The sequence below is a fragment of the Anaerocolumna sp. genome, assembly GCF_032079385.1.
GTDB lineage: Bacteria > Bacillota > Clostridia > Lachnospirales > Lachnospiraceae > Anaerocolumna.
Genome location: NZ_DAMAUC010000019.1, coordinates 19,150 through 34,302 on the forward strand (window position 1 = coordinate 19,150; position 15,153 = coordinate 34,302).

Genomic DNA, 15,153 nt, shown 5'->3' on the forward strand with positions numbered 1-15,153 from the left:
CCCGACAAGTGATACCTTCATCTAATAATATATAATAATTAAATATGGAGTAACCTTTTACCTAAGATTCCCGGTTCAGTCATATGGCCGGGATCTAATATCTTATTCGCATCCTCTTCATCCAGCAGGCCTTTGTCTAATACTAACTCCCGTACAGACTTCCCAGTTGTAATTGCTTCTTTCGCTAACTCAGAAGCCCTTTTATATCCTACAAATGGGCATATTGCAGTTATAATACCAACACTATTATCCACTAATTGTCTGCAACGTTCCTCATTTGCTGTAATGCCCATCACGCAGTTATCCACAAAGGTTTTTACGGCATGGGTTAAAGTATCAATAGATTGAAATAGATTATAAAATATAACGGGCTCAAACGCATTTAACTCAAGCTGCCCTGCTTCTACTGCCATAGTAATAGTAACATCATTTCCAATTATATTAAATGCCACTTGATTCATTACTTCCGGAATTACAGGATTTATCTTTCCCGGCATAATAGATGAACCATTCTGCTTTGCGGGGAGGTTGATTTCTCCAAGACCAGTTCTTGGTCCCGATGACATTAAGCGCAAATCATTAGCTATTTTTGAAAGAGTCACTGCACATGTTTTAATTACTCCGGAGACCACTGCAAAGGAATCCAGATTTTGAGTAGAATCAATTAAATCCTCCGCTTGTGTAAGTTTTGCACCGGAGATTTTAGTTAAATTAGGTACTATCCTTTGTAAATACTGAGTATCCGCATTCAAGCCGGTACCGATTGCAGTTCCCCCTAGATTTACACTTCTCATTTCGTCCATTGCCTTATATATTCGATCTAAATCTCGTTTTACAGCAGCCCCATAAGCATTGAATTCCTGTCCCAAACGAATGGGAACCGCATCCTGTAACTGGGTTCTGCCCATCTTAATTACATCATTGAACTCTTCTGCTTTCACGAGAAAAGCCTGGTATAATCGGAGTAATTGCTTATGTGCTTTCTCGAGCAAACGTAAAGTTGTTATTTTGCCGGCTGTAGGAATTACATCATTGGTTGATTGTCCGCAATTCACGTCATCATTGGGATTTATTAAGGTGTAGTCTCCTTTATTCCCCTCAAGGATTTCAATTGCTCTGTTGGCAATTACTTCATTGGCATTCATATTAATTGAAGTGCCGGCACCTCCTTGAATAGGGTCAACAATAAAATATTCATGAAGTTTGCCACTCAGTATCTCGTCACAGGCTTGGACGATTGCCATTGCTTTCTTCTTACTTAATAACCCTACTTCACAATTTGTAATGGCACAGGCTTTCTTTATATATGCTAAACTATTGATTATCTCAGGATGCAGGGATAATCCGGTGATATGAAAATTCTCAGCTGCTCTTTGGGACTGTACTCCATAATAGGCACTTTGAGGAATATTCTTGGAACCGATTGAATCGGACTCACTGCGATAATTACTAAGAGTAATCTTTGTCTTAATTTCCATAATTCCCACTCCTTTATATAAAACGCATTTATTTTTAAATTCATGAATATAAAAAACTATCTCTTGTAAATATTATATGAAAAGACTATGATATAATCAAATACAAATACTTTTATATTCATTATAACTCTAAAGTTATAGGAGGAAATTGGAAATCATGTTTGAAGGAAAAGAATATGTTTATGAAGTATATAAAGAAAAAAGTTTTTCAAAAGCTGCGAAAAATCTATATATATCACAGCCTTCCTTAAGTGCTACAATCAAGCGAATTGAAAAGAAAATCGGCTTTCCTATATTTGATAGAAGTATTACTCCCATCAACCTGACAGAATATGGGCAGAAATATATCCATGCAATAGAAGCCATCATGTCTACAGAACATGACTTTGAAAGTTATATCTCAGAACTGAAAGAATTAAAGATTGGTACATTATCCATTGGCGGCAGCAATTTATTTACTTCCTATGTTCTTCCCCCTCTGCTTTCTGAGTTTACTAAAAAGTTTCCTTTGATTCAGATTAATATCGTAGAGGATAATACTTCTAATTTGGAGTCACATCTTCTATCCGGTAATTTAGATTTTATCGTAGATAACATTGCTTTAGATGAAACTCTTTTCCAACAGTATATTTACCAGGAGGAGCACCTTTTAATAGCGGTTCCAAAAGAATATCCAATAAACGATAAATTTCTGGACTATCAAATATCTTTAGAACAAATTCTTTCAAAGGATTATCTTGAGAAATCTGTTCCTATTGTTCCTTTGGATAAATTTATAAATTATCCATTTATCTTTCTAAAACCAAATAACGATACTATGAAAAGAGGTGTAAAACTATGCAAACTACATGGTTTCACACCCAGAGTATTATTTGAGCTGGATCAACAGTCAACTGCCTATAATATTGCCTGTTCAGGCATGGGAATATGTTTTGTAAGCGATACTTTGGTATCTAAATCCTCCTATAGTCATAATGTCGTCTATTACAAGCTTAATGTGGAGGAAAGTAAACGTAATATTAGTTTTTATAGCAAGAAAAATAAGTATATTACTTATGCTATGGGAGAGTTTTTAAAAATAATATCATAGTTGCATTACTTTATAAAATTATTGGTTTTACTTTACGTTTTTTATTACTATAAAGGCTGGTATGCCTCTATTTTTATCTGCTCAAAGGTACTCATCTGCCTGTACACTGCAAGACTCATATTTAATAATGGGAATAAGGTTATTGCACCAGTACCTTCTCCAAGGCACATATCACAGGTGATATACGGTTCCATACCCATAGCATTCAAAAGAATTTTACCCCCATTTTCCTTTGATGCATGGGAGGGCATAATAAAATCATATACTTTAGGCTCTATCCGGATGGCTATTAATGCGGCTGCCGCCGTAATAAAACCATCAATAACTATGGGTATTCTTGCAGCTGCACCACCAATACATACTCCCACCAGCCCTGCAATATCATAGCCTCCTAGCTTGGACAATACATCAATCGGGTCATCTTTATCCGGCTTGTTTTTTTTAATTGCTTTTTCGATTACCTCTACTTTTCTTTTTAACCCGGCATTGGATAATCCGGCACCTTTGCCAGTTACCATTTCCACCGGCAGTTCCAATAATACCGATGTGACAGCACTGGTTGTAGTGGTGTTTCCAATTCCCATTTCTCCGGTTGCAATAATATTATACCCCTTTTCCTTTAACTCAAATACTGTATCAATTCCTGTTTCTATGGCTTGCATTGCCTGTTGCCTGGTCATTGCCGGCCCATATAGTATATTATTGGTTCCGTATGCAATTTTTTTCGTGTTTGGTAACCTTGTATCTCGGTTTATACCAATGTCAATCGGGAAAACATCTGCTCCGACCTGTTTTGCCATTACGCATGCACAAGAATTCATATCCAGAAAATTTTCTGAAACAATAGCAGTAACCTGGCTGGTTGATTGGGTAACGCCTTCTTCAACTACTCCATTATCTGCACACATTATAACAAGGGCTTTGTTGTCCAGATTTACCTGTTCCCTGCCTGTAATGCCTGCTATTTGTATAATACCATCCTCCAGCTTTCCAAGACTATGCAATGGCTTTGCAATGTTGTCCCAACGTTTTTTACATTGCGCAATAACTGCTTTGTCAGGAGGTTCAATCATTTTTAACACTTTATTATAATACATTAATAAAACATCCTCCAATTTTATGGTTAAGGATATAAGCCTATCACTTTAACTTATCTGCTTTTTATTTGTCTGATTTATTTATTTGTCTGATTCATATTAATTTACTTATATTTTTCACGTATAGTTAAAATATGGAACATAGTACTTCTTTCCAGTCCGGGGATTTTCTAAAATATCAAAATCTACCTCATAAACATCATTTAAGTTCTCTTCTGTAAGAACATCTTCTGTCTTTCCATTACTGCAGATTTCTCCATCCTTCATCATAATGAGCCGATTACAATATGTTGCCGCAATATTAATATCATGAAGTACAGCGATAATTGTTTTCTCCTTCTTTTCATTGAGTTTCTTGAGAGAATCCATCAGCTCAATCTGATGCTTTATATCCAAACTTGAAGTTGGTTCGTCTAAAATCAGCCATTGTGTATCCTGAGCTATGGCTCTGGCAGTTACTACACGTTGGGATTCACCACCGCTTAATGTTGCAACACTTTTATCCTGCAGTTGATAACAATCGGTTAACAGCATAGCTTTTTGTACCATTTCTTTGTCAGCTTCACTTGCATCAGCAAACCTTTTTTGATGTGGTATTCTTCCCATCATTACAATATCATAAGTGGAAAAGGTACTATCCAATACTGTATTTTGTGGAACCAGTGCTATCTTTTTTGCCAAATCTTTTCTTTTATAATTCTTTAGATTGATTTCATCCAGTATGATATTGCCTTCCTCTGCTTCTATGAATCTAAGAATATTTTTCACTAAAGAAGTTTTACCGGAGCCATTTGGTCCAATAATACCGTAAATATTTCCTTTTTCAATCAAACAGTTTAAATTATTCAGAATCGGTTTTTCATTTTTAGGTGGTTGCCAGGAAAGCGACTCCACCACAATTCCCTGTCCTTTTTCTTCATTTAAATTGTTATTCAATGCAGCATCTCCTTTCTCTTATTGCGTTGCAATAAGTAGATAAAATATGGAGTGCCTAACATTGCAGTAATAACTCCAACAGGTATCTCAGAGGGTGCCACTGCATTCCGGGCAATGGTATCGCAAGTAATCATAAAGATTGCTCCCCCTATGCCGGACAAAGGCAATAATACTTTGTGTTTCGATCCACTTATTATGCGAATACAATGAGGAATCACAAGTCCTACAAATCCAATGATACCGCTAACCGATACACAGGCTGCAACTTGAAGGGATGCTGCCATAATAAGTATTTTCTTTATCCAGGCTGTATTAATGCCCAAACTTTCTGCTGTATCATTTCCAGTAGTCAGAACATCTAATTCCCTTGAAAATACAGTTATTACTCCACAACAAATCACAGTGAATACTGCTAAAAACAGCACCCTGTCCCAAGTTGCCCCTGAGAAACTTCCCAGAGTCCACAAATATACTTTTTCAATCTGATCATGATTAAATGTCATTAGAAGGGATATGGTGGAGGAAAGCATGGTGCTAACCACTGTACCTGTTAGTAATATATTTACTACAGGCAGTTTATTACCTACACAGGATAACCGGTATACAATAAAAGCAGTTAGGAGTGCTCCAATAAATGCAAAGGTTCCAATTACTCCAAGACCCAGGAAACCAAATCCAATACCGCTTAACATGGCAATAGTAGCTCCCACTGCTGCTCCTGAAGAAACTCCTAAAATATGTGGATCTGCCAGGGGATTGCGAAACAATCCTTGAAATGCAGCCCCCACTACAGATAAACCACAACCTACAAAACCAGCCAATAAAATTCTTGGCATTCTGATCTGCCATACAATTTTGGGGTAATTCGGATTTACCTTGGTTATCACTGATAAATTAATGAACTTTCCCAAATATGGTATCCGGGAAGCAATTATCTTTAAGCTGTCAGTTACCGATAAATCTGCGGAACCAAAAGAAGCGGAAATGGCAATACATAAAATTAAAATAAATATAAGAATAGTTAGATACCACAAATTATTTTTATTTCTACGTTTTTCTAACTTTTTTACCTCATTTGTTTTCATATGATTTTCTGCCTCTAATATCTTTTTATTAAATTTGGGTACAACAAAAGGGCTTGGAACAGGATAACTGCCGACCATCCGTTCAAAACCCAATTATATTACTTAAACGCTTCTGGATGCATAATTTCAGCTAAGGTTCTTAGACCTTCTGCATTACGGTATCCTTGGCGCTCAAGTATATTTTTATCTATTCCATATACTTGGTCATTCTTTACAGCCGTTAAATCTTTATAATTCTCTGCTGTTTCAAAGTCTGATTTCATATCTTCCGACATTATGATAATATCCGGATCGGCTTCCACCAAACTTTCTAATGTATAGGACCATCCTGACACATCTTGTGCAATATTATTACCGCCAGCCAGTGAAATCATCTGGCCTATGAAGGTATCTCCTCCCGCTGTAAAATCACCAAATTCTCCAAATCCTACAACAAAATATACACTTGGTTTATCCAAATCTTTTATCAATTCTTTCGTCTCATTAATTGATGTCTGCATATCTTTAACAGCTGTTGCAGCTGCTTCATTTACATTAAATATAGTGCCCATTGTTTCAATAATAGAATAAGCACCCTCTATATCATTTTCCGCATATAGAACAACAACCTTAACACCTAAATCCGTTAACTTTTTATTGGAATCTTCATTAAAGTGTGTTGAAGCAATTACTACATCCGGATCTAAACTGATTATCTTCTCAATATCAGGACTTTTTAAGGTACCTATTGACTCTATATCAAGGGCTTCTTTGGGATAGTCGCAATAATCTGTACGTCCAACCAGTCTACTTTCCAGTCCAAGTTGATAAATCGTCTCTGTGATGTTTGGAGCCACTGATACAACCTTCTTTGGTTCTGAATCAAAAGTTACTTCGGTACCTTCTGAATCAGTAATTGTAAGCGGATATTTCGTTTCCTCAGGTAACGATTCCGGCTCTTCCGGTGCCGGTGTTGATTCTGTGTTTTTTTCTTCTACTGATGTCTCTGCCGGATTAACATCTGAGTTCCCAGGAACATTGTCTGTCTTGCTATTACATGCTACAAGACCAAATACTAAAGTCATACAGCATAATATAGCCAAAATTTTACGCAAATATTTCATCATAATCTCCTTCTGCTCTCTCTTCCCCACCGAAAATGAGCGGTTAAATTATATATGGCAGGTTTCCTGACTTATGGTTAACTTACTTACTGCAGTCTTCTCAGATAAATGCATTCTTCTCAATCGAAGCAATACTTCCGGCAGATGATTGAGTGTTCAGACATTTCTCCAATGACTATTACATGCAGCTTTCAAACCAATTACAGTAGCGGGGGCTGTTGTGGACTTAAACCACATTCCCTTTTGACTTTTTCAAAGCACCATATACTAATAATACTTTAATATTATATATGTTATACCATTATAAAACAAGTTAGAAATAATTTATTTTTACATTATTATACTATTCAAGCGTAGCCGGTAAAAAGCGGATATAAATCAACATAAGAGTCTATGTAAATCACATTGATAACATAGTCTCTTCCAATGTGAATATAAGTACACATTTTCTAAAGCTGATAAAATAGAGCATATTATTAAGAAAACAGAACTACATCATGGTATAACACGTTTTTGTTGACCTTTCAAAATTCTGACGTAGAAATAGAATGAGAATGAACGGAGGGTGTATTAAAATGCGCTAAAAGGTCTGTGTAGTTTGACGGGCTCGGTTCTGGTGCGAATTAGAAATGCCAGAAACGGGGGATATGTACGATTCCACAAATTGAAAAGGCTAATTCGCATGGTTATATTAATATACTCATTCTATTCCTTGATATATTTCCTTATAAACATCATCTATATACTTTTGCTCGGACATAATTTCATCATTTAACTTTGATATTTCCTTCCTTTTGCCTTGAATGTCATCTTCAAGCGAAGAAATAAGTGTTGTGGAATCTTCAATGATAGACTTTTTTCTTACCACTTCGTTTCCCACATAACGAGCGGCTTGGAGTGCCTTTTCCTTGCCAAACAACTTTTTCTCATTTTTTACGATAGTTTCTTCCAAATCCGATATATCCCGTTTTATTTGCTGTATCTTTTGGTGTTCTTGCCATATCTGTTTCTCAATTTGGCTAATCGTTTTTTTAATTGCGTCAACCTGATTGTTTAGTGGTGCAATAATTGATTTTTTTTGGTTAATAGCTTGTTCTATTTCTGGGTGCTCTTGAAAATACTGCTTTTCAGCTTCTTTCTTCTTTCTCTCTTTTTCTTCTTTCCGTCTATTCCATTTCTCGCTTTCCGTGAGAAGCCCATCCCTAAAAGTTTTTAGACGTCCGCTTATAGCTTCATTAGTTAATTTGGCACCATAGATTTCATACCGCTCTTCCAAGCCATCTATATAGTTTTGATATTGATTGCAAATAGAACTGACTAAATTTTGAAAATCATCATTATCCTCAATTGCTCTCACGGGAACCGCTATCTTTAGCAATAGTGCGTTATTTGTTAGACCTTCCATAAGATAAACAAAAGATGAATCTGCATTCAATGTGTTTATACTTTTTGACCAAAAATTTGCAGCAGCAAATGATTGAAATATTCGTTTAATGCTTGCTACATCTTCTATTTCAGATGTAGCTACTTGTAGTAAGTCTAATGCTTGGGAAAGATAATATCCATAAACCTCTTTCTTTACCTCATCTTTCTTATCTGTTGGTGAAAATTCAATCGCATTTTTTCCGTTTGATAGAACCTCAGTAATACGAGGGTCGCCGATAATTCCAACCGATTCAATTGATTTCATTTTTATTGTCCATGCTTTATACAATTTCGGGTTAATCTCTAATGCTTCATTGGCATAGTTGAATGCTTCATTACCATTGCCACCAAGCAAAGCTGTATTTGCCATGTCAAGGTAATTATTAACATCGTCAGAATTATCCTCCTTAACAGTCCCGGTTACTTCAACAGTTCCCTCTGTCATCATCTTCTTGGCTTCTTCTACTGAATATTTTATACCGCATGACTGGCAGACAAAAACTCCATCCTGCTTGAGAATGTCTGTATTAGCGCACATTTCACAAACTAGCTGTTTCATTTCTTTTCCTCCCTTATTCTAGTATTATTAATTTTGCTCCTCCTAACTTGCTTATTTTTGATATTACACCTTCCGTTCAAAAATATGCATAGAAAAAGCCACCCTCTATAGATGGCTTAAATATAATTGTTATCCATTATATCATTTTTTAGATACTTTGGCACTATAAAAATTAAGACATCAAAGACTACTTTTTGCACGAAATTAAACTCTGCTTTTATCTATCTTCCCTTTTCATCTGTTCAATCCAATTTATCATTGTATCAAAACAAAGTTTTGGATTACCCACATTGCAATGCCCTTCAGCACATTCTTTTTCTGTGAAAAGGCGGTAAGTAAGTGAGCGTACATTAGTTAATGCATCTATCTCTTCTTTATATAGTTCATTTGCAATAAAATGATCCTGCTTGGCACCAATAATCAGCATATCCTGAGTAATTCTATCTCCAATATTGACCATCTGGAAGTCATTTAGTTTTTTTAGATATTCAAATGGGGAATCTGCTTCATAGGCATACATTCCATGCCGGATTGCCCAGTCAACAGTCTGATCTTCTGCCATCATCTTCTTCATTTTGCTGTTAATCATCCCACTAAAGTTGTTCTTAATCATCCATTTCATAATTACCCAAACAGATTTTGGAAGGGCATACAGAACTGCACTTAAGAAATTCGGAAAGATTGACCAACCGACAACACGCTGTATCCTTTTGTCAAAAGCTGCCGCACGTGGCGCCAGCATTCCCCCTAAAGATGCGCCAATAATCGTTATATCCTCAAGTTGAAAAGTATCAAGAACTGCCTTTACAGGCTTTTCCCACTGATAGGTAAAATGCTTACCTTGCTCACGAACAACCCCGCCCTGTCCAGGTCCTTCAAAAAGATAAACGTCAAATCCACTTTCGGCAAAATACAGCATAGGAAAAAAAAATTCCTCAAAGTAGGAATCATTTCCCCCATGAAGAAGTATAGTGTCTTTCTTTTGACCAACTGCTTTTGTATACATTACAGGTAAAGAAACATCCTCATAGGGAACCAGCAGCTTTTTAACTTTACCGCTATCAAAATACTCAGAGAAATATTCATAGAACATCTTCGTTCCAAGGCGGTAATATTTCAATTTGTCTTTGTCACCATCATACATGAAGAATTCACTCATTCGAAAGTAAGCAATTGCATTTTCTATGCGTCCTTCTTCTGTTGCTTTATCCCCAAGGGAGATAAGCTCCCGCTTCCAGCTTTCACTGTCAGTTATATTATCTGCAATTGGCTGTATGTCTTCCAGCCGTCCCCCATCCCACATAATCACACGATTAAGCTGAAAATTAAAATTGTCCTCTCTATTTAAGTGGTATGAGCCTTTTTTAAATTGAATCTTCTTTTCCATATATAAAAGTTCTCCTTTCCTTATCTGCTTCAACAAGATATATCAGCTACAATGATATAGCAAAAAGGAAAAGAAAACTTTCAAATAAACGCTATTTTATTATTTTGAGTAATCAGAAAAAGATAAGCCAAACATTTTCCTGCAGGTTTCAGCATAATGGGAAGCACTGTGAAAGCCAGCATGAACGGATGCAGTTGTGAGATTTTCACCTTTAAGAACATATTGATAGTTTTTTTTCATTTTTGCAATTACAAGATAGCTTGCAAGAGGTATTTTAACCTGTTCCCGGAAAAGGTGAGAAAGCCGGCTTTGTGAAAGACAGGCAACATTACACAAATATTTAAAGATATTTTCATCAATACAATCACTGGTATCAATAGCCAAAAGTACATCGTTGATTCTATCATCAAAACAAACAGGTGAGGAATTTGCTATTTTACAGGCAGAAAGAATCTTTTTATCAAGAACTTCAATATCTGTGCGATCCCGGCACAAATCAGCAATCTGTTCTACAAGCCTTTCATCCAGTATTTTATATTGCTTTCCCTGCAAATACAATTGATTCAATAAACTTGAAGTTTCACTTTTTTCATCAATCAGCAAAACAAGAGTTTTTGCGGTTTTAGTACTTACCGTATGGAGTGCATTTGATTGTATACAAATTCCCCGGCAGATAATTTCTTCACTTTCCACGGTACATTCCATCTCACTATCCAGTCCCAGTATCAAGTGCTTCGCAAAATGTCTGTGCTTGTCAGGTGTTTTATAATCAGCAAAAATCAGCATATGGTCCTTGAAATAATGAATATCAGATATTATTAACACCACCTTATACATTCTAAAGGGTAAAATCCCTGAAGCCTTTACTTAAATTGCGCAAGTATCTTACCATCAGAATCAGCAACATACCAGGTGACACTAACACATCTGCCTCTCCAACCATGGCTGGTATCGCTATAATCCATACATGTCACAGGAATTAGCAGAAAATCACCATATTTTTTAACAGAAGCACTATACTCAAATTCCTTTTTTTGTTTATAAGGAAGATTAATAAACGGTTTGACCAAATTACTCTTATTGGTTCCAGATGTAAAACGGGATACCACAATCAATTCTTTACCGTCCGCTTTTGCACTATAAGTTTTATCCCCCAGAATATTGAAGGATCCTGTACCAGTGATTTTACATATATAAGAAGATGTTTTACCAGTCTTTGTGTTATATCGATAATTTTTCCCGCTGCTTTCGGTTCCGATATAGAAGATGCTGCTATCATTATGATTTATCTGTTCCTCATATGACTGCTCCGCGATAACAGAATTTTTCTTCGTACTGGAATCTAACTTTATTAACGTTCCATACCAATAGCTGCCGGAACCCTCATATGTACCATATTGATAATAAATATCTCCGTTTATTTTAGTAATATCGGACACCAATGGAGTCCGCTCACTTCCATTCAACGTAATCTTGTTTGTAGTCAAAACAGCAAGTTTTGTCTGCTCCGGCGTCAGTGTGTATAATGTCAGCTTTGAAGAAGCTTCATTAAACTGCGTAAAATATAATGTGTTATCCAAGTTTTTCACAAAACTGAAGGTCATGTTACCGGTATAAATCAAAGTAGCTTTTTTGCTATTATACTCTCTTTTATATAGCTTACTTTCTTTACCTTTACTAACGATATAGTAAATACCACTGTCATCAAGACAAATGAAATAGCCATTGCAAATAGTTTTTTTATCTTTGCCATCAATGGAAACCGAATAAGTCTTATTCTGATAGACATCCTTTTCCAATGTATAGCTGGTATAATACAAGGTGTCATTATGAATCATCATACCTAAAATATCATTCTCTGACGATAATAGCCTGGTTTTTTTACCCGTGGCAACCTCCAACCGGTATATATCATATGAATATTCATCACTTTCTACTCTCTGAATATAATAGATATTTCCTCTGTCTTCCAGCATAGGTGAATACTCGTAAACCGCTTTGTTAGTGGCTGCACTGATAATTGGGGTATTCTGAGGTAGTAAAAAAATAATTATGAAAAAGACTAAAGTAAACCTGCGTATTCGTTTTGCTATTGTATTCATTACATTCTCCTTATTCTCGTTTATATTATTTAATAGATTTCATATTACCTCCTGGATTGCGTCGATTAAGACACAATCTGGGTTTATCTATTCTATTTAATTGCTGCAAGTGCCATTAAATGTAGTGTTTCCGCTGTTTTTCCTATAAATCGTACGGAGTCACCTGATATACATAATAATTCAACCAGTTAGTATACATAGCATTCGCATGCGCTCTCCATACCATATACGGTCTTTCGCCATCATTATCTTCCGGATAATAATTCTTTGGAAGCTCAATTTCTAAACCTTTATCCTTATCCCGCTTATACTCCTTATCCAAAGTGATACGGTCATATTCTGGGTGGCCGGTGACAAATATTTGTCTTCCCTCATCTGCCATTGCTATGAATACGCCAGCTTCATCCGATTCGGCCAAAATAGTCAGTTCCGGATTATTCATAATCGCGTCTCTTGAAACTGTCGTATGTCTGGAATGAGGGGCATAGAAAACATCATCAAACCCTCTCACTAGTGCCACTTTTCTATTAAGTACCTTATGTTTAAATACACCAAACATTTTCTTATCCAGCGGCTGCTTTGGAATACCAAAATGATAATAAAGTCCCGCCTGTGCACCCCAGCAAATATGCAATGTGGAGGTGACATTCTTCTTAGACCATTCCATAATCTTGACTAGTTCATCCCAATAGTCAACTTCTTCAAAGTTCATCTGCTCTACCGGAGCGCCGGTTATAATCAAACCATCGAACTTTATGTTCTTTACATCATCATAACTTAAATAAAATTGTTCCAAATGACTTGCAGCGGTATTCTTTCCCACATAAGAACTTGTGGTTAAAAATGTAATGTCAATCTGCAAGGGGGTATTGGATAAACTTCTAAGTAACTGAACTTCTGTGTCCTGTTTTAAAGGCATTAGGTTTAATATTGCAATTCTAAGAGGACGAATATCCTGGGTTAAGGCTCTTGTCTCATCCATTATAAATATATTCTCATCCTCAAGTATTTTTTTCGCCGGCAAATTGCTTTGTACTTTAATCGGCATTTCATCACCATCTTTACTATTATTATGTTTTTAATATTGTTACGTTTTTAACATTATTACGTTTTTAATATTCTAGCATGTTTTACAATTTAATTCCATAATATCTATAATTATTTATTATGTTATTCAATCTATGCCTGAAATATTGACACAGATTCACATCTTATTATTCGTTTAAATTTACCATATAATAATTTTTTTCACAACAAAATGAGTTATACTAAAATGAAGGGAACCCTCCATGATGGATAAAATCTAACTCCGGGGGTTCCGTACAAAAGAACAAATCTTATGTTTCAGATATTGATGAAATAGCTCCTATAACCTCAATCGCTACTTTTACTTAAACTTACCATTTTCAATATTAATTTGATTATCTTTTCCTCCATGATTTTCTGTTCCTTCCAGTTCATAAACTATAACCGGCATTCCTTTGCTAATATTCTCAAATAATTCCTTAGCTAAAGCCGGAGGCATGTTAACACATCCATGAGATCCTTGCTTCATGTAGATATCTTTTCCAAATTCCTTTCTCCAGGGTGCATCGTGAAAACCAATGTTACCGTTAAAAGGCATCCAGTATTTTACCGGTGTTGCATAATTTTCTCCTTTTAAAGTAGCGTCATTTTCCTTGTATGTAATGGAATAAGTTCCTACAGGTGTCCCATAATTCTTACTAAGATTTCCTGATACAAAGTCTGTTTCTAGAACCAACTTACCTTCCTTATAGAAAAATAAATGCTGCGCTGTTAGATTTACCTCTACATAAGTATCTCCAACATCATCTTTTCCATATTGCATTGCGGTCTGGAAATATGATGGTTCCTTTACTAACTGTTTGCCTTCAAGTAATAGCTCTGTTAGTTCTGATACCTCCTTGCCTCTATTTAACCACCAGCCATAATCACCGCCACGAACTTCAATTACATCACCATATGAAGTGGTAAAAGTTCGAGTTTTACCAAATGTATTATATGCCCAACCTATGTAATCTACAAATTCCTTAACACCCTCTGCATCTAAATTCACTTCATATTTCTTATTAACTGATAACCATTCGCTAATTTTACTACTGTCTAATATTTCAATATCTTCTCCAAAATTATATGTTATCTTGCTGCTTGCTATTTTATTCATTTCATTTAAAGCTGCTACTAATTTAGGATTTTCAGAAGTAATTTTAGGTTCTTCATAAGCTTTCACATCTTCTATTGATAAAGACGGTTCCAGTATATCAATTGCTTTTTTCACTGCATTAAATAATGCATCCTTTTTCACTTTCGCACCGAGCTCCTCTGGTAGTATCTCATAGCCGTTTTCACCATATTCCGATATATATGCATTTTGAGGCTCTATTATCATTTCCTCCTTAAAAAACTTAAGTTTGTCAAATACTTTCTGGAGTAATGAGTCATCATGCTCAATTAAAGCGTTCACTTCTATTTCATCAGTTCTAATAAAATGAAATGGCCACTTAAAACTATTTTGTTCTTCCAAAGCAGAACTTAAGCTGCCATCAAAAATAGCATGTAAGTTAATATCATCTCCAAAAATAACATCCCTCTCATTATTTCTCCCATATATGGGTAATAAGTACGATCTCACTTCTTCATTTATGGCTTTTTCAGCCTGCTCTACCGTCATATTGGAGACTCTTACACCATTAATAATTGTATTATTATAAAAATGATTATCATAATAAGATGAAATAATCAAATATGTAAGAAGCAGTACCAAAAATAAACCGGTAAGCCCAAGGAAAAATAATTTCTTTTTATAATTTCTTTTACTATTTTGTTTTAAAATTTGTTTTGCCATTATACACCTATATTTTCTTATTTTT

12 protein-coding genes and 1 riboswitch are annotated in these 15,153 nt (G+C 35.5%); of the genes, 1 reads left to right on the plus strand and 11 read right to left on the minus strand.

Annotated elements, in window-relative coordinates:
- Positions 1-38: 38 nt before the first annotated feature.
- Positions 39-1,478 (minus strand): aspartate ammonia-lyase, encoded by a 1,440-nt coding sequence (locus RT261_RS14725; protein ID WP_313133584.1) that lies wholly within the window; start codon positions 1,476-1,478, stop codon positions 39-41.
- A 157-nt stretch (positions 1,479-1,635) separates the two neighbouring features.
- Here RT261_RS14725 and RT261_RS14730 point away from each other — a divergent pair, with 157 nt between their 5' ends.
- Positions 1,636-2,568: a LysR family transcriptional regulator gene (locus RT261_RS14730; RefSeq protein WP_313133585.1), complete on the plus strand. Its 933-nt coding sequence runs from the start codon at positions 1,636-1,638 to the stop codon at positions 2,566-2,568.
- Between the two features lie 47 nt (positions 2,569-2,615).
- Here RT261_RS14730 and cobT read toward each other — a convergent pair whose 3' ends face one another.
- The 10 genes from cobT to RT261_RS14780 form a co-directional block, all read right to left on the minus strand.
- Positions 2,616-3,665, minus strand: a complete 1,050-nt coding sequence (gene cobT, locus RT261_RS14735; protein ID WP_313133587.1) for a nicotinate-nucleotide--dimethylbenzimidazole phosphoribosyltransferase — start codon at positions 3,663-3,665, stop codon at positions 2,616-2,618.
- 117 nt (positions 3,666-3,782) lie between these two features.
- Positions 3,783-4,601, minus strand: a complete 819-nt coding sequence (locus RT261_RS14740) for an ABC transporter ATP-binding protein (protein WP_313133590.1) — start codon at positions 4,599-4,601, stop codon at positions 3,783-3,785.
- Positions 4,598-5,686 carry a FecCD family ABC transporter permease gene (locus RT261_RS14745; protein ID WP_313133592.1) on the minus strand — a complete coding sequence of 363 codons (1,089 nt, stop codon included), beginning with the start codon at positions 5,684-5,686 and terminating at the stop codon, positions 4,598-4,600. Before RT261_RS14745 ends, RT261_RS14740 begins: the two co-directional genes overlap by 4 nt.
- Before the next feature lie 98 nt (positions 5,687-5,784).
- Positions 5,785-6,792 (minus strand): ABC transporter substrate-binding protein, encoded by a 1,008-nt coding sequence (locus tag RT261_RS14750; RefSeq protein WP_313133594.1) that lies wholly within the window; start codon positions 6,790-6,792, stop codon positions 5,785-5,787.
- Between the two features lie 36 nt (positions 6,793-6,828).
- A riboswitch (cobalamin riboswitch) is annotated at positions 6,829-7,069 on the minus strand.
- A 420-nt stretch (positions 7,070-7,489) separates the two neighbouring features.
- Positions 7,490-8,773 carry a hypothetical protein gene (locus RT261_RS14755; protein ID WP_313133596.1) on the minus strand — a complete coding sequence of 428 codons (1,284 nt, stop codon included), beginning with the start codon at positions 8,771-8,773 and terminating at the stop codon, positions 7,490-7,492.
- Positions 8,774-8,990: 217 nt separating this feature from the next.
- On the minus strand, positions 8,991-10,160 hold the full coding sequence (locus tag RT261_RS14760) for an alpha/beta hydrolase (protein ID WP_313133597.1): 1,170 nt from the start codon (positions 10,158-10,160) through the stop codon (positions 8,991-8,993).
- A 99-nt stretch (positions 10,161-10,259) separates the two neighbouring features.
- Positions 10,260-10,988 (minus strand): helix-turn-helix domain-containing protein, encoded by a 729-nt coding sequence (locus tag RT261_RS14765; RefSeq protein ID WP_313133599.1) that lies wholly within the window; start codon positions 10,986-10,988, stop codon positions 10,260-10,262.
- A 35-nt stretch (positions 10,989-11,023) separates the two neighbouring features.
- The gene (locus tag RT261_RS14770; protein ID WP_313133601.1) at positions 11,024-12,262 is read right to left on the minus strand and encodes a DUF5050 domain-containing protein; all 1,239 of its coding nucleotides are present in this window, start codon (positions 12,260-12,262) and stop codon (positions 11,024-11,026) included.
- 142 nt (positions 12,263-12,404) lie between these two features.
- Positions 12,405-13,310 (minus strand): homoserine O-acetyltransferase MetA, encoded by a 906-nt coding sequence (metA, locus tag RT261_RS14775; RefSeq protein ID WP_313133604.1) that lies wholly within the window; start codon positions 13,308-13,310, stop codon positions 12,405-12,407.
- A 339-nt stretch (positions 13,311-13,649) separates the two neighbouring features.
- Entirely contained in the window at positions 13,650-15,128 is a 1,479-nt protein-coding gene (locus RT261_RS14780) for a L,D-transpeptidase family protein (protein ID WP_313133606.1), read from the minus strand.
- Between the last annotated feature and the right edge of the window lie 25 nt (positions 15,129-15,153).